General features: G+C 36.0%; 12 protein-coding genes. 11 read left to right on the plus strand and 1 reads right to left on the minus strand.

The features are described 5' to 3' along the window. Window position 1 precedes the first annotated feature (1 nt). On the plus strand, window positions 2-697 hold the full coding sequence (locus G8Y84_RS02130; protein ID WP_037574354.1) for a metal-dependent hydrolase: 696 nt from the start codon (window positions 2-4) through the stop codon (window positions 695-697). Between the two features lie 155 nt (window positions 698-852). On the opposite strand, the gene G8Y84_RS02135 is transcribed toward G8Y84_RS02130, so the two are convergent. Then, window positions 853-1,266, minus strand: a complete 414-nt coding sequence (locus tag G8Y84_RS02135; RefSeq protein ID WP_037574634.1) for a universal stress protein — start codon at window positions 1,264-1,266, stop codon at window positions 853-855. 185 nt (window positions 1,267-1,451) lie between these two features. Between G8Y84_RS02135 and G8Y84_RS02140 the strand changes: the two genes are divergently transcribed. The 10 genes from G8Y84_RS02140 to icd all read left to right on the plus strand — a co-directional run bounded on the left by G8Y84_RS02140 (window position 1,452) and on the right by icd (window position 16,045). Continuing rightward, window positions 1,452-2,747 carry a DRTGG domain-containing protein gene (locus tag G8Y84_RS02140; RefSeq protein ID WP_037574353.1) on the plus strand — a complete coding sequence of 432 codons (1,296 nt, stop codon included), beginning with the start codon at window positions 1,452-1,454 and terminating at the stop codon, window positions 2,745-2,747. 13 nt (window positions 2,748-2,760) lie between these two features. Then, window positions 2,761-3,696: a DHH family phosphoesterase gene (locus tag G8Y84_RS02145; RefSeq protein WP_105962870.1), complete on the plus strand. Its 936-nt coding sequence runs from the start codon at window positions 2,761-2,763 to the stop codon at window positions 3,694-3,696. 24 nt (window positions 3,697-3,720) lie between these two features. After that, a complete protein-coding gene (locus G8Y84_RS02150) occupies window positions 3,721-6,918 on the plus strand; it encodes a DNA polymerase III subunit alpha (protein ID WP_165806086.1) in 3,198 nt (1,065 codons plus the stop codon). Window positions 6,919-7,035: 117 nt separating this feature from the next. Beyond that, window positions 7,036-8,265: an NADP-dependent malic enzyme gene (ystJ, locus tag G8Y84_RS02155; RefSeq protein WP_105962868.1), complete on the plus strand. Its 1,230-nt coding sequence runs from the start codon at window positions 7,036-7,038 to the stop codon at window positions 8,263-8,265. A 36-nt stretch (window positions 8,266-8,301) separates the two neighbouring features. Further along, on the plus strand, window positions 8,302-9,162 hold the full coding sequence (accD, locus tag G8Y84_RS02160) for an acetyl-CoA carboxylase, carboxyltransferase subunit beta (RefSeq protein ID WP_103159064.1): 861 nt from the start codon (window positions 8,302-8,304) through the stop codon (window positions 9,160-9,162). Next, window positions 9,162-10,106 (plus strand): acetyl-CoA carboxylase carboxyltransferase subunit alpha, encoded by a 945-nt coding sequence (locus G8Y84_RS02165; RefSeq protein WP_105962867.1) that lies wholly within the window; start codon window positions 9,162-9,164, stop codon window positions 10,104-10,106. Before accD ends, G8Y84_RS02165 begins: the two co-directional genes overlap by 1 nt. A 359-nt stretch (window positions 10,107-10,465) precedes the next feature. Continuing rightward, window positions 10,466-11,437 carry a 6-phosphofructokinase gene (gene pfkA / locus G8Y84_RS02170; RefSeq protein ID WP_105962866.1) on the plus strand — a complete coding sequence of 324 codons (972 nt, stop codon included), beginning with the start codon at window positions 10,466-10,468 and terminating at the stop codon, window positions 11,435-11,437. Between the two features lie 16 nt (window positions 11,438-11,453). Beyond that, on the plus strand, window positions 11,454-13,214 hold the full coding sequence (gene pyk, locus G8Y84_RS02175) for a pyruvate kinase (protein ID WP_105962865.1): 1,761 nt from the start codon (window positions 11,454-11,456) through the stop codon (window positions 13,212-13,214). 397 nt (window positions 13,215-13,611) lie between these two features. Beyond that, the gene (locus tag G8Y84_RS02180) at window positions 13,612-14,733 is read left to right on the plus strand and encodes a citrate synthase (RefSeq protein WP_105962864.1); all 1,122 of its coding nucleotides are present in this window, start codon (window positions 13,612-13,614) and stop codon (window positions 14,731-14,733) included. Window positions 14,734-14,782: 49 nt separating this feature from the next. Beyond that, window positions 14,783-16,045, plus strand: coding sequence for an NADP-dependent isocitrate dehydrogenase (gene icd / locus G8Y84_RS02185; protein WP_107366492.1), 1,263 nt, complete (start codon window positions 14,783-14,785; stop codon window positions 16,043-16,045). Window positions 16,046-16,203 lie beyond the last annotated feature (158 nt).

Genomic DNA, 16,203 nt, shown 5'->3' on the forward strand with positions numbered 1-16,203 from the left:
AATGAAACTATCTTTTCATGGACAATCAACAGTGTATTTTGAATCAAATGGAAAAAAAGGGATTATTGACCCATTTATTACTGGAAATGAATTATCAGATTTAGATGCGTCATCACTAGAAGTGGACTATATTATTTTAACGCATGGACATGAAGATCATTTTGGAGATACTATTGAAATCGCAAAACGGACAGAGGCTACTGTTATTTCTACAGCTGAAGTAGCCAATTATTTAAATTCTGCTCATGGAATTGAAAATGTGCATGGCATGAATATTGGAGGAAAATGGCAATTTGATTTTGGCACACTTAAGTTTGTTCAGGCCTTCCATAGTTCAAGTTTAATGGATGACAATGGCAAGCCTATATATTTAGGCATGCCAATGGGCGTCATTTTAACACTCGAAAATAAAACAATTTATCATACAGGAGATACAGGATTGTTTAGTGATATGAAACTCATCGCAGAACGCCATCCTGTCGATGTTTGCTTTGTACCTATTGGAGATAACTTTACTATGGGAATTGAAGATGCGAGTTATGCAATTAATACATTCATTCAACCTAAAATCAGTGTTCCAATTCATTACAATACGTTCCCATTAATTGAACAAAACCCAGAAGATTTTAAAAACGCTGTGACACACGGTCAAGTTCAAATATTAAAACCGGGTCAATCTGTGCAATTCACTGATTAATAGTGTATAAAAAAGAAGACGATGTTAATGAGAACTTTAACGAAAGTAGCTTTAGCATAAACAATTTATAAAAGCGCCTGAAATGCATTTTTCGGAATGATTTTTCAGGCGCTTTTTAAAATTTAGACAAGAGGCTCAATGTGGAGATAAATAATTTATTTAACGATGAGTACAGGAATATGCGCACGTTTAGCGATTTTGTGACTCACACTTCCTAAAACGACTTTTTTGTTTTCTTGTGCTTTGTGATTGCTTACAACTACAATATCGTAATTGCCGTTATTAGCATAGTCTACAATTTTCTCTTTTGGGTTTCCGCGTTCAATAATTTCCTCATATTGAATATTAGCGGCTTCTAACAAGTCTTTAGTGTCTTGTAATTTCTCACTTCGGATCTTTTTGAGTTCATTTACATGGGTTCCCAGTCGAACAGAGGCTTGTACATCTTGTTCACCCATCACATGCAATATCGTTACGATACTTTCTGTTCCGACTAATTTTTGAACTTCCTTAATGGCTTTTGCATTTTTAATCTCCGGATCTACTGCTAATAAAATATGTTTATGCATCATGTATCTCCTCCTTTTAATTATATTTTAAAGGAATGAAATTCATAATGCTATTAAATATCTGTATTTTTAGAAGTTTCATCTCGTTCCCAATAGTCATTAAAAAAGGTATAATGAACAAGAGAAAAATCGATTTGGTAAAGCAAAGGGTAAGCAAATAAATGCCCTTAGCTAAAGGAGTTCATATGACAAAACATGAGCAAATTATCAAACATATTGAAAAGCTTTCAATAGGTCAAAAAATTTCAGTTCGCAAAATTGCTAAAGACTTAGAGGTCTCTGAAGGGACTGCATATCGAGCAATTAAAGATGCGGGTCAACGGGGATTAGTTGCAACCATTGACCGAGTAGGAACTGTGCGTATAGAGAAAAAATCACGCGAGCAATTAGATGTTTTAACCTTTGGTGAAATTGCTAAAATCGTAGATGGCCAGTTAATTGCTGGAAAAGGAGGGCAATTTAATTCACTAACAAAATTTGCGATTGGCGCTATGGAAGTTGAAAACGTAGTGAATTATGTTTCCAAAAACACGCTTCTTATTGTTGGAAATCGCATTGATGTGCAGAAAGCTGCGCTAAAAAAAGGGAGTGCGGTACTTATAACAGGTGGGTTTGAAACGTCTGATGAAATTGTTAAGTATGCGGATGAACATGACTTACCCATAATTTCTTCTAATTATGATACATTCATGGTGGCAAATATTATCAATAGAGCGATGTACAATCAGATGATAAAAAAAGAAATTTTGCTCGTTGAAGATATTGTGATACCAATTGAAGAAACATCCTATTTATATGATACGATGGCGGTAAAAGACGTACGCAATAAATCTCATGAAACCGGGCATTCTCGTTTCCCTGTTGTTGACAAGGAAATGAAGTTGACGGGGATTATTACGAGTAAGGATATTTTAAGCCAATCCTCTAAAATGCAGTTGTCTAAAGTTATGTCAAAACCACCGATGAGTGCTCAATTAAGTACGACAGTGGCGAGCTGTGCGCATTCCATGATTTGGGAAGGGATTGAATTATTGCCAGTAACTTCAGCTGATAGACGTTTAATTGGTGTCATATCTAGAGAAGATGTTTTAAAAGCGATGCAAATCGCCGGAAGACAACCACAAGTAGGAGAAACAATCAACGATCAAGTTGCTAAACATATTGATATTCGAAATAATCAAATTAAAGTAGAAATCACGCCGCAACTGACTAATCAATTTGGAACTTTAAGTAAATCAGTTTCAGTTGCGATAATTGAAGAAACCATTAAATATGTGATGCGTAAACATAAAAAATTAGAAGTCATGATTGAGAGTCTCAACATTTTTTATATAAAAACCGTTCAAATAGAGAACGAGGTTGAGGTTCTATATAATATATTAGATATGGGGCGAAACTTCGCTAAACTGGAAGTGACTATGCAAAGCGGGCAACAACCCGTAGCAACGGCTTTATTAATGTGTCAATTACTAGATAATTAAGGAAGTGCTATATATGAATACTTTTGAAGAAATTAAAACGAAAATTGAAGAATATGAAACAATTATTATACATCGTCATATAAGACCAGATCCCGATGCATTAGGGTCACAAACAGGACTACAAAAATATATTCAAACGAGATATCCAAATAAAAATGTTTTTGCCGTAGGTACGGATGAACCAACACTCGCAATGTTTGGAAATATGAATCGCATTCCTGATGAAGTTTATGAAAATGCATTAGTCATTGTATGTGATACAGCAAATGCACCACGTATAGATGACCAACGATATGATAATGGCTCAGCTTTAATCAAAATTGACCACCATCCCCCAGTAGATAACTATGGGGATTTAAACTATGTTGATACTGACGCTTCATCTACAAGCGAAATTATCTATGCTATGATTCACGCGTTAGGGGACGAAGCCTATATAAATTCAGCAATAGCTTCAGCCCTTTATTTAGGTATTGTAGGGGATACTGGAAGATTTTTATTTAATAATACAACGCCGAAAACGATGAATGTGGCTGCAAATTTACTAACGTATGACATTAATCATCACGACTTATTAAATCAAATGGCAGAAAAAGAACCCTATTTAATTGCGTTTCAAGGATATGTTTTACAAAATTTCCAATTAGATGATGATGGTTTTTGTAAAGTTAAAATTACAAATGATGTTTTAAAAACGTATCAGATTCCACCAAATGAAGCGTCATTATTTGTGAATGCAATCGCAGATATTAAAGGGTTACGGATTTGGGTTTTTGCCGTGGATGAGGGGCAAGACATCAGATGTCGCATTCGCTCGAAAGGTCTTGTGATCAATGATGTTGCACAAGCATTTGGCGGTGGAGGTCATCCTAATGCTTCTGGTGTTACAGTGAATGATTGGGACGAGTTTGAAGCGCTTGCACTGGCATTAAAGAAAAAATTATCTTAACAATAAACGAGGGAGGTCCATCCTATGGTTGCACATTTAAATATCCATACATCCTATGACTTGCTTAATTCGAGCGTTGATATTAAACGTATTGTCTCAAAAGCAAAGGCTATCGGGTATACGGCTATAGCTATTACGGACCTAAATGTTATGTATGGCATACCTCAATTTTATGATGCATGTGTCCAAGCTGAAATTAAGCCTCTATTAGGAATAACGGTTTATGTTACTGATGATCTCGTTGAAAAAGAAGCGGTTATTTTAGCTAAAAGTGATCAGGGTCTTAAAAATTTATTTAAATTATCATCTGAAATCAATACCCAACAACGCGCCCATTTAAATATTAATGAAATGAGTCCATTCATAAAAGAGACCGTTGTCATATTTAAATCCATGGATGAATCATCATCGACGTGGCTTAAAGGGTTGCCTGAGAGTACTACTGTTTATGTAGATGCACACTCTCAAATCTCGAATATTCAAAAAGTATGGATTGAGTCAACAATATATGAAGATTCAGAGGATGCAGATACGATAGACGTTCTTGCGGCCATTCGTGATAATACAAAACTAAACCTAGTGGACCCTCCCCAATTTCCCAATCAACATTTAAAATCATTTGGTGAAATTGAAAGTCTACAAATACCTCATGAGTGGTTATCAAACACTGATGAAGTTGCACAGTTATGCCAAGCGACTCTAAACTATCACCAATCATTATTACCAGAATTTAAAACTCCAAATGAAATGTCGTCTGATGATTATTTATGGATGAAGTTACAACAAGCAATGAAAGAAAAACGACTTTTACAATCAGATTATCAATCGCGGGTTTTACACGAATTCAAAACAATTCAATCTATGGGATTCAGTGATTACTTCTTAATTGTAAGTGATCTTATTAATTATGCTAAAAACAACGGCGTAATGGTAGGGCCAGGAAGGGGGTCTTCTGCTGGTTCACTTGTAAGTTATTTATTAAACATAACGACTATTGATCCTTTAAAATATGATTTACTCTTTGAACGTTTTTTAAATCCGGAACGTGTCACAATGCCTGATATTGACATTGATTTTGAAGATACACAACGTGAAAAAGTCATTCAATATGTGCAACAAAAATATGGTGATTATAAAGTTGCAGGTATTGTGACATTTGGTCATTTGCTTGCAAAAGCCGTCGCGCGTGATGTGGGACGCGTGATGGGGTTTGATGAATCAACATTGAGTGAGGCTTCTAAATTAATTCCTAGTAAATTAGGTGTTACGCTTGATGAAGCCTATGCAACAGAAGCATTTAAACAATTTGTGCATCGCAATCATCGACACGAACAATGGTTTAAATTATGTAAGAAATTAGAAGGTTTACCCCGAAATACATCGACGCATGCGGCAGGAGTTATTGTTAATGATCATCCCCTCTATGAAACAATCCCCTTAACACAAGGGGACACTGGTATTTTAACGCAGTGGACTATGACTGAAGCCGAACGCATCGGGCTGTTGAAAATTGACTTTTTAGGTTTACGTAATTTGACCATTATTCATCAGGTCATTAAACAGATTCAAAAAGATCAGAATCATCTTATCGATATCGAATCTATTCCCTTTGATGATCATGCAGTATTTGAATTGTTGTCCAAAGGAGATACAACAGGAATTTTCCAATTGGAATCTGAAGGTGTACGTCGAGTGCTTCAAAAACTCAAACCCCAACATTTTGAAGATATTGTTGCGGTGACCTCTTTATATCGTCCCGGTCCTATGGAAGAAATTCCAACTTATATACGCCGTCGCCATCAACCGAGTGAAGTAAGATATTTACATCCTGATTTAGAACCTATTTTGAAGCGGACTTATGGGGTTATTATTTATCAGGAACAAATCATGCAAATTGCAAGCCAGTTTGCTGGATTTAGTTATGGTGAAGCGGATATTTTAAGGCGAGCGATGAGTAAAAAAAATAGAGCGGTATTGGAAAATGAACGCCAACATTTTATTGAAGGGGCGACGTCGAAAGGTTATGAACAATCGCTAAGCGAAGAAATCTTTGACTTAGTATTGAAATTTGCAGATTATGGTTTTCCACGAGCACATGCAGTAAGTTACTCTAAGATAGCCTATATTATGAGTTATTTAAAAGTTCATTATGCCTCGTATTTTTATGCGAACATTTTAACCAATGTGATTGGGAATGAATCAAAAACAGCACAAATGGTATATGAGGCGAAACAACAAAAGATTCGCGTTCATGGGCCTCATATTAATCAAAGTCAATGGCGTTATCGTGCAGTGAACAATGAAATTTATATCTCATTAGGTGCGATTAAAGGCATCGGATATCAAAGTGTGCAAATAATTGTAAAAGAACGTATAGATAACGGTCCATATAAAGATTTTTTTGACTTTTGTCAACGTATACCGGCAAGGATACGCTCCAGAAGAATTTTAGAGGCGCTTATTCTATCAGGGGCAATGGATTGTTTTAAAAAGAATCGCGCAACCTTACTACAATCTATAGACCAAATCAATGATTCACAATCTGATTTAGATCAAAGTTTTCTAGAAGCTTTTTCGACAACAAAACAAGATTATCAAGAAACTGAAGAAATGCCTGACCATCAAAAATCAGAATACGAGAAACACTATTTAGGGTTTTATGTCTCAACGCATCCCGCGCAAAAAGCTTTTCAATTAAAACAATATCTTGGTGTATTTCCACTTACAGTCAAAGCACAATATGCACCAATTTTGGTGACCATAGATGATGTCAGAGTCATTCGAACTAAGAAAGGCCAACAAATGGCATTTGTTGCTTTGAACGATGGGGTGCGTCATATGGATGGGGTGCTCTTTCCAAATACTTTTCATAAAATAGAAGCTACGCTCACTCCCAAAAATTTATATGTCGTGGAAGGTAAGTTTGAACAAAGAAATCATCTGCATCAATTAATTATCCAAAGTTTAGATACTTTAGAAAATTATGAAGCAAAAAGGTTAGAAACGGCAAGAAAAATAGTCACACGTCAAAAATTACCTGAATCCATATACAAAGAGGTATTGGTAGCTCAAGTACCTCAAAATCATCTAACAAGCGATTATTTAAATGTGGCTTATTTTAATAACAAATCTAATACAACAAAACCAATAGGCTACGTTAACCGAAAATATTTGAAGAAAATAATCCAAGCCGTGGAACCTCATAATATAAGATTGTTATAAGAAGGTTGTAAATGTAAATTATATATCAATTTTTTATGACGTATAGTATAATGACGAATAAGTTCGGCTGTTTTTCAGTCAGCATAATGAGAAAGTAAACAATGGAGTTGATAATGAATGTCTTTAAGAGACGAAGCTTTGCAAATGCATAAAGAAAACCATGGAAAACTTGCAGTCGCGCCTAAAGTTAAGGTTACGAATAAAGAGGAACTCAGTTTGGCCTATTCACCAGGAGTCGCTGAACCATGTAAAGATATCCATGAACATCCAGAAAAAGTTTATGATTACACGATGAAAAACAATACAGTCGCTGTAATTTCAGACGGTACAGCTGTACTTGGACTAGGCAATATCGGTGCAGAGGCCAGTCTTCCAGTTATGGAAGGGAAAGCAGTTTTATTTAAAAGCTTTTCAGGTATTGACGGCATTCCATTATCTCTTTCAACCACAGATACAGAAGAAATTATACGAACAGTGAAATTGTTAGAACCTAATTTTGGTGGGATTAATTTAGAAGACATTTCTGCACCACGTTGTTTCGAAATTGAAGAACGATTAAAAAAAGAAACTAAAATTCCAGTGTTTCATGATGATCAACATGGGACTGCGATTGTAACATTAGCAGGATTGATGAATGCATTACGTATTGTTAAAAAAGATCTTTCTGATATAAGAGTTGTTTTAAATGGTGCAGGGGCCGCTGGTATCGCAATAGTAAAATTATTGTATTCTTATGGCGTAAGAGAAATGATTATGTGTGATTCCCAAGGTGCGATTTATGAAGGTCGTCCTCACGGAATGAATCCGACAAAAGAATATGTAGCTAAATGGACAAATAAAGATAAAATTAACGGTAAACTCGCTGATGTTATTGAAGGTGCTGATGTGTTTATTGGTGTTTCTGTAGCAAATCTTTTATCTGAAGAAATGGTACGTTCCATGGCGGATAATCCTGTTATATTTGCGATGGCAAATCCTAATCCAGAAATTACGCCTGAGTTAGCGAAATCAGCTGGGGCTAAAGTGATTGGGACAGGTCGTTCGGATTTTCCTAATCAAATTAATAATGTACTCGCATTTCCAGGGATTTTTAGAGGCGCATTGGACGTTCGTGCGACACATATAAATGAACAAATGAAACAAGCAGCAGTTGAGGCGATAGCAAGTTTAATTTCAGAAGAAGAACTTACTGAAGATTATGTTATTCCTGGACCATTTGACAAACGTGTGGCACCTTCAGTTGCTAAAGCAGTTGCCAAAGCAGCAATGGAATCTGGTGTTGCCCGTATTGATGTTGACCCAGAAGAGATTTATCAAAAAACATTAGCATTAACTGACCTTAAGTAACTCAGATAGAAAAAAGGGTAGTGTGGAGGTAAAACTATGTTTAAAGATTTTTTCAATCGTAATTCCAAAAAGAAAAAATATGTTACGGTGCAAGATTCAAAACAAAATGATGTGCCAGAAGGAATTATGACGAAATGTCCTAACTGTAAAAAAATAATGTACACAAAAGAACTGACTGAAAATCTTAATGTTTGTTTTAATTGTGATCATCATATCCCATTGTCAGCATACAGTCGTATAGAGGCAATTTCTGACGAAGGTACATTTAATGAGTTTGACAAAGGGATGACCTCTGCTAATCCTTTGAATTTTCCTGGATATGAAGAAAAACTTGAAAAAGATCAAACGAAAACAGGCCTGAACGAAGCAGTGGTGACAGGGACTGCAACTTTAAATGGTATTCGATTTGGCGTTGGTGTAATGGATTCTCGTTTTAGAATGGGGAGCATGGGTTCTGTTGTAGGCGAAAAAATCTGTAGAATTGTTGATTATTGTACCCAACATCGGTTGCCGTTTGTGTTATTTACAGCTTCTGGTGGCGCTCGTATGCAAGAAGGAATTATCTCTTTAATGCAAATGGCAAAAACAAGTGTATCGCTTGAGAAACATTCAGATGCAGGTTTGTTATTTATTTCTTACATGACACATCCAACTACTGGTGGTGTATCTGCAAGTTTTGCCTCTGTAGGAGACATAAATTTAGCGGAACCTAAAGCTTTAATTGGCTTTGCCGGTCGACGCGTCATTGAACAGACAATCAACGAAAAATTACCTGAAGACTTTCAAACTGCTGAGTTTCTTTTAGAGCATGGACAACTTGATAAAGTTGTGCATCGCAGTCAGATGAGAGAAACGTTAGCACAAATTTTTGAAATGCATCGTGAGGTGAAATCGTAATGCTTGAATTTGAAAAATCTATTCAAGAAATTAAAAACAAAATCGATTCTTTAAAGGATGCTCAGTCAAAAAATGATGTCGACCTTTCAGATGAAATTGACATGCTAGAAGCAACGCTGCAAACAGAGAAAGAAAAAGTTTATACATCGTTAAAACCTTGGGATCGTGTGCAAATTGCACGTCTACAGGAACGTCCAACTACACTTGATTATATTTCACATATTTTTGAAGACTTTATCGAATTTCATGGAGATCGTAATTTTAGAGATGACCCTGCGATTATTGGGGGACTCGCATTCTTCAATGGAACCCCAGTAACTGTGATAGGACATCAACGTGGGAAAGATACTAAAGATAACATTTATCGTAATTTTGGGATGGCTCATCCTGAAGGTTATCGTAAAGCGTTACGTTTAATGAAACAGGCCGAAAAGTTCAATAGACCTATTTTTACATTTATAGACACAAAAGGCGCTTATCCAGGTAAAGCTGCGGAAGAACGTGGACAAAGCGAGTCGATAGCACGTAATTTAATTGAAATGGCAAGTTTATCGGTGCCAATTATTGCAATTGTGATTGGTGAAGGTGGAAGTGGCGGTGCATTAGGACTTGGCGTGAGTAACCGCATTCTAATGCTCGAAAACAGTACCTATTCGGTTATTTCGCCAGAAGGGGCTGCTGGTATACTTTGGAAAGATAGTGCTTTAGCTAAAATTGCTGCTGAAACAATGAAAATTACTGCGTATGATTTAAAAGAACTTCAAATTATAGATGAAGTCATTAAAGAGCCTTTAGGTGGGGCCCATCACGACATTGAGCGTCAAGCTAAACAAATTAAAGAGGCATTTACAAGACATTTAAAAGCGTTTCAACAAATGGATGAAAAAGCGATCAAGGAAGATCGTTTTAATAAATTCAGACAAATGGGTACATTTGTTGAATAAAGCGCACATTAGTAATTATTACAAAACAATTTGGTATGCGCATATTGACGATGGATATCGTATGTGCGTAAGTGTGAATTAAATCATATTTCTAATAAAAGGTCGGGATATCTTTTAAGATGTTCTGCCCTTTTTATATTTTTCACTTGATATTATGTTACTATTTTTAGCGTTTTATAGAAGATTAGAATGACATATTTGAAGTTGTGAAAACACATATGAAAGCTTGTAATATGTACGTTTCGTGACAGTTGTTATTTAAACCGTTTTCATTTCATGGAGATGCTATTTTTAATGGAATGCCATGATGATTTATGTTATTTTTAAAGTAATAACAAAGCGAGAAAGGGAATGTCTACATGAAAAAGATTGCTGTTTTAACAAGTGGAGGAGATGCTCCGGGAATGAACGCAGCGGTTCGTGCGGTTGTTCGTAAAGCGATTTATCACAACATTGAAGTTTATGGAGTTTATCAAGGTTACCAAGGTTTAATTAATGACGATATTCATAAACTTGAGCTCGGTTCTGTTGGAGATACCATTCAACGCGGGGGCACATTTTTATACTCTGCCCGTTGCCCAGAGTTTAAAGAAAAAAGTGTTAGAGCTAAAGGGATAGAAAACTTAAGAAAACGTGGGATTGAAGGCCTTGTCGTTATTGGTGGTGATGGAAGTTATCGTGGTGCACAACGCATTAACGAAGAATGCCATGACATCCAAACAATTGGAATTCCTGGGACAATTGATAATGATATTAATGGGACTGACTTTACAATTGGATTTGATACAGCTTTAAATACAATTATCGAATCTGTCGATAAAATCAGAGATACTGCTTCAAGTCATGCCCGAACTTTTATTATTGAAGTCATGGGCCGAGACTGTGGTGATTTAGCGCTTTGGTCTGGACTTGCTGTAGGTGCAGAATCTATCATATTACCAGAAGCAGAATATAATATTCAAGATATTGCCGAAAAAATACAACACGGTATTGATCGTGGTAAAAAGCACTCTATCATTATTGTGGCAGAAGGTTGTATGTCTGGAAACACTTGTGCAGACGAACTAACAAAATATATCAATGTGGACGCACGTGTATCCGTATTAGGACATATCCAACGTGGAGGAAGCCCAACCGGTATGGACCGTGTGCTTGCATCAAGACTGGGTGGGTATGCTATGGAATTGTTGATGAATGGTGAGACTGCAAAAGGGGTAGGTATTAAAGATAATCATTTAACAGCAACTGACTTTGATCAAATCTTTAATGCAACATCAGAAAATAAAATTAATGAACGCATGCTTGAATTAACTAAAGAATTATCGATTTAATCTAGGAGGCAAAATCATGAAAAGAACAAAAATCGTATGTACGATTGGACCTGCTTCAGAATCTGAAGAAATGTTAGAAAAATTAATGAGAGCAGGTATGAATGTTGCACGCTTAAATTTTTCACATGGGTCACATGACGAACATCGTGCACGTATTGAAACCATCCGAAAAGTAGCAAACAAATTAAATTTAAATATTGGTATCTTATTAGATACAAAAGGACCAGAAATTCGTACACATAACATGAAAGATGGTTTGATTACTTTAGAAAAAGGGACGAAAGTGTCTGTAAGTATGACAGAGGTCGAAGGAACGCCTGAGATGTTCTCTGTAACTTATGAAAATTTAATTAATGATGTGCATGAAGGTTCATTTATCTTACTTGATGATGGATTGATTGAATTACAAGTGGAAGAAATAGACCACAGTGCAGGTCAAGTTCACTGTAAAGTATTAAATACAGGTGAACTAAAAAATAAAAAAGGTGTAAACCTACCGGGTGTGAGTGTAAATTTACCAGGTATTACTGAAAAAGATGCGGATGATATTCGTTTTGGTATCGACCAAGATGTTGATTTTATTGCCGCTAGCTTTGTAAGACGCTCAAGTGATGTATTAGAAATTCGTAAAATTTTAGAAGAAGCGAACCATCATACGATTAGTATCATCCCTAAAATAGAAAACCAAGAAGGCATCGACAACATTGATGAAATACTTGCAGTGTCTGACGGCTTGATGGTTGCTCGTGGAGATATGGGGGTTGAAATTCCACCAGAAACGGTACCAATCGTGCAAAAAGAATTAATCCGTAAATGTAATAAACTTGGCAAACCTGTCATAACTGCGACACAAATGTTAGACTCTATGCAACGTAATCCGAGAGCCACACGTGCAGAAGCATCAGACGTTGCCAACGCTATTTATGATGGTACAGATGCTGTCATGTTATCTGGAGAAACTGCGGCAGGATCATATCCTGAAGAGGCTGTTAAAGCGATGCATAATATTGCTGTAGCTGCTGAACAAGCGCAAGATTACAAAAAATTACTATCTGATCGTACAAAACTCGTAGAGACTTCACTTGTAAATGCGATTGGTGTTTCAGTTGCTCATACCGCTTTAAACTTAAATGTAAAAGCAATTGTTGCTGCGACTGAAAGTGGAAGTACAGCGAAAACAATTTCTAAATATAGACCAAAATCTGATATTCTTGCTGTCACACCTAACGAATCAACTGCACGTCAGTGTGCATTAATGTGGGGTGTCTACCCTATCATCAAAAAAGGCAATTACTCTACAGATGAATTATTAAATAATGCTGTTGCGACAGCGATTGAATCTGAGCGTGTTGTTAATGGTGACCTTATTATTATTACTGCAGGTGTCCCTACAGGTGAATCAGGCACTACGAACTTAATGAAACTTCATCTCATTGGTGATGAACTTGCATCAGGACAAGGTATTGGCCGTACTTCTGCCGTGGGCCGTACAGTTGTTGTGAACCAAGCTTCTGAATTAAAAGGAAAAGACTTATCAAATGCAGTCATCGTCACATCTTCTATTGATGAAACTTTCGTACCTTATCTCGATCAAGCCGTTGGCCTTATTACAGAAGAAGGTGGCTTAACTTCACCTAGCGCTATTGTAGGTTTAGAAAAAGGGATTTCTACGGTTGTAGGTGTGGAAAACGTCCTTCAAAGCGTCAAAGATGATGTATTAGTCACTGTTGATGCCGCCCAAGGTAAAATATTTGAAGGTTACGCAAACGTTCTTTAAACTGTTGCGCACGAATAAAGCTTAGAACAAGACAAAACCACTATATATCGTGTATAAATGATATATAGTGGTTTTTATATTACTTTTATTTAAAATAAAGTGCATCGCTTTTTAACAAAATTTGTTTATGAGTATAATGCCTATCATATCTAATTATTAATTATGATAAAGAAAGCAAATGATTATAATTTTGAGGTTTGATTGGTTAGAGTCATTGGCGAGAAACATCTTAAAATCAATGTTTATACATATTTTTAGGCTGTTTAACTCTTGGTTTTAACAAGAGGGTCCGGAATTTTGAACGTTCAATAAATATTCACAAATCGTGTGATATTAGCTATAATAACTTATGAAAGCCATTACAAAAGAGCGAATATATAGTAAAGGGGAAATTCATATGGCAGAACTACAGAAAGGTCTAGAAGGTGTAATTGCAGCAGAGACAAAGATTAGTTCAATCGTCGATAGCCAGTTGACTTATGCTGGATATGACATTGATGATTTGGCAGAAAATGCTTTGTTCGAAGAAGTAATGTTCCTTCTATGGAATTACCGATTACCTAATGAGAAGGAACTACAAGAACTTAAAGATAAATTACATCATTATATGACGCTAAATCCACGTATGTATAGTCATTTTGAGGAGTATACAACTGATGAAGTTCATCCAATGACTGCGTTACGAACTTCTGTTTCGTATTTGGCGCATTTTGACGATAATGCAGATGATAATGATGAAGCAGCATTGTATGAGAGAGGTATTCGAATTCAATCTAAAATTGCTTCATTAGTAACTTCATTCGCACGCGTACGTGAAGGTAAAAAGCCAGTTAAACCTGATACTTCTCTTTCATATGCAGCGAACTTCTTGTATATGCTAAGAGGGGAAAAACCAACAGATGTTGAAGTAGAAGGTTTTAATAAAGCGTTAATTTTACATGCAGACCACGAATTAAATGCTTCTGCGTTCACAGCGCGTTGTGCAGTTTCATCTATGTCTGATATGTATTCTGGGATTACTGCAGCAGTTGGTTCATTAAAAGGGCCGCTTCACGGTGGTGCAAACGAACGTGTTATACGCATGTTAACAGAAATCGGCTCAGTGGATAATGTTGAAGCGTACTTGAAAAAGGCTTTTGACAATAAAGAAAAAATTATGGGCTTTGGACATCGGGTATATAAAAACGGAGATCCTCGTGCAAAATATTTAAAAGAAATGAGTCAAAAAATTACAGATGAAACAGGACAAAGTGAATTGTTCGAAATTTCTGTTAAAATTGCGGATATCGTTAAAGAAGAAAAAGGATTACTACCTAATGTCGATTTTTATAGTGCTACAGTTTACCACAGCATGGGTATTGAACATGATTTATTTACACCAATCTTTGCGGTTAGCCGTACATCAGGTTGGGTAGCACATATTTTAGAACAATTACGAGATAATCGTATTATGAGACCTAGAGCAACATATATTGGTGAAACAAATCGCAAATATTTACCAATAGAACAACGTGATTAATATTAAAGATTTCTGAACAAGATATTCAATTCATGGAGGTTACTTTAAAATGAGTGAAAAAATTGTAAAAACAGCAGATGGTTTAAATGTCCCAAATCAACCTATCGTTCCATATATTATAGGCGATGGAATTGGTCCAGACATTTGGAAAGCAGCAAGTCGTGTCATTGATGAAGCTGTCAAAAAAGCTTACAACGGTGAAAAAGAAATTTCTTGGAAAGAAGTATTAGCGGGTCAAAAAGCTTATGATCAAACTGGAGAGTGGCTACCACAAGAAACTTTGGACACGATTAAAGAATATTTAATTGCGATTAAAGGTCCATTAACAACACCGATTGGTGGAGGTATTCGCTCATTAAATGTAGCGTTACGTCAAGAGTTAGATTTATTCACATGTTTACGTCCTGTACGTTGGTTCCAAGGTGTTCCTTCACCAGTAAAAAATCCTCAAGATACAGATATGGTTATTTTCCGTGAAAATACAGAAGATATCTATGCAGGTATTGAATTTAAAGAAGGTTCTGAAGAAGTCAAAAAAGTGATTGATTTCTTGCAAAATGAAATGGGTGCTAAAAATATTCGTTTTCCTGAAACATCAGGTATTGGGATTAAACCTGTTTCAAAAGAAGGAACAGAACGCCTCGTACGTGCAGCCATTCAATATGCTTTAGACAATAATCGTAAATCTGTCACACTCGTTCATAAAGGTAACATTATGAAATTTACTGAAGGTGCATTCAAACAATGGGGTTATGATTTAGCAGAACGTGAATTTGGTGATAAAGTATTTACATGGCAACAATATGACAAAATTGTTGAAGAAAAAGGTAAAGAAGAAGCTAATGCAGCGCAAGAGAAAGCTGAAAAAGCTGGGAAAATTATCATTAAAGATTCGATTGCAGATATTTTCTTACAACAAATTTTAACACGTCCTTCAGACCATGATGTTGTAGCTACAATGAACTTAAATGGGGACTATATTTCAGATGCTTTAGCTGCTCAAGTTGGTGGCATCGGAATTGCGCCAGGGGCAAACATTAACTATGAAACTGGACATGCCATTTTTGAAGCGACACACGGTACAGCTCCAAAATATGCGGATTTAGATAAAGTGAATCCATCTTCTGTACTCTTATCAGGTGTTCTTTTATTAGAACATTTAGGTTGGCAAGAAGCGGCAGACTTAATTACAGCGTCTGTTGAAAAAACAATCGCTTCAAAAGTGGTAACATACGACTTTGCACGATTAATGGATGGCGCAACAGAAGTGAAAACATCTGAATTTGCGGATGAATTGATTAAAAATCTATAATATTAGTTAACCTATAGTTGAGATATGTTCTTACAAAGCTTCATTTGTAAAGCATAGATTAAGCGGTATTGAGAGCCATTTGTGCTTTCATTACCGCTTTTTATTAATATCAACTGCCTTTACCATAGGAGAGGAAATCTCATAAAAATCTTAATAAT

Origin of the sequence: Staphylococcus sp. 11511212, from assembly GCF_011394755.1 — a bacterium.
Taxonomy (GTDB): Bacteria; Bacillota; Bacilli; order Staphylococcales; family Staphylococcaceae; genus Staphylococcus; species Staphylococcus chromogenes.

Coding starts and splice junctions, on each gene's coding strand:
- G8Y84_RS02130 (WP_037574354.1), top strand. CDS start 2: ATGAAACTATCTTTTCATGGACAATCAACAGTGTATTTTGAATCAAAT.
- pfkA (WP_105962866.1), top strand. CDS start 10,466: ATGAAAAAGATTGCTGTTTTAACAAGTGGAGGAGATGCTCCGGGAATG.
- ystJ (WP_105962868.1), top strand. CDS start 7,036: ATGTCTTTAAGAGACGAAGCTTTGCAAATGCATAAAGAAAACCATGGA.
- accD (WP_103159064.1), top strand. CDS start 8,302: ATGTTTAAAGATTTTTTCAATCGTAATTCCAAAAAGAAAAAATATGTT.
- G8Y84_RS02165 (WP_105962867.1), top strand. CDS start 9,162: ATGCTTGAATTTGAAAAATCTATTCAAGAAATTAAAAACAAAATCGAT.
- pyk (WP_105962865.1), top strand. CDS start 11,454: ATGAAAAGAACAAAAATCGTATGTACGATTGGACCTGCTTCAGAATCT.
- G8Y84_RS02135 (WP_037574634.1), bottom strand. CDS start 1,266: ATGCATAAACATATTTTATTAGCAGTAGATCCGGAGATTAAAAATGCA.
- G8Y84_RS02140 (WP_037574353.1), top strand. CDS start 1,452: ATGACAAAACATGAGCAAATTATCAAACATATTGAAAAGCTTTCAATA.
- G8Y84_RS02150 (WP_165806086.1), top strand. CDS start 3,721: ATGGTTGCACATTTAAATATCCATACATCCTATGACTTGCTTAATTCG.
- G8Y84_RS02145 (WP_105962870.1), top strand. CDS start 2,761: ATGAATACTTTTGAAGAAATTAAAACGAAAATTGAAGAATATGAAACA.
- G8Y84_RS02180 (WP_105962864.1), top strand. CDS start 13,612: ATGGCAGAACTACAGAAAGGTCTAGAAGGTGTAATTGCAGCAGAGACA.
- icd (WP_107366492.1), top strand. CDS start 14,783: ATGAGTGAAAAAATTGTAAAAACAGCAGATGGTTTAAATGTCCCAAAT.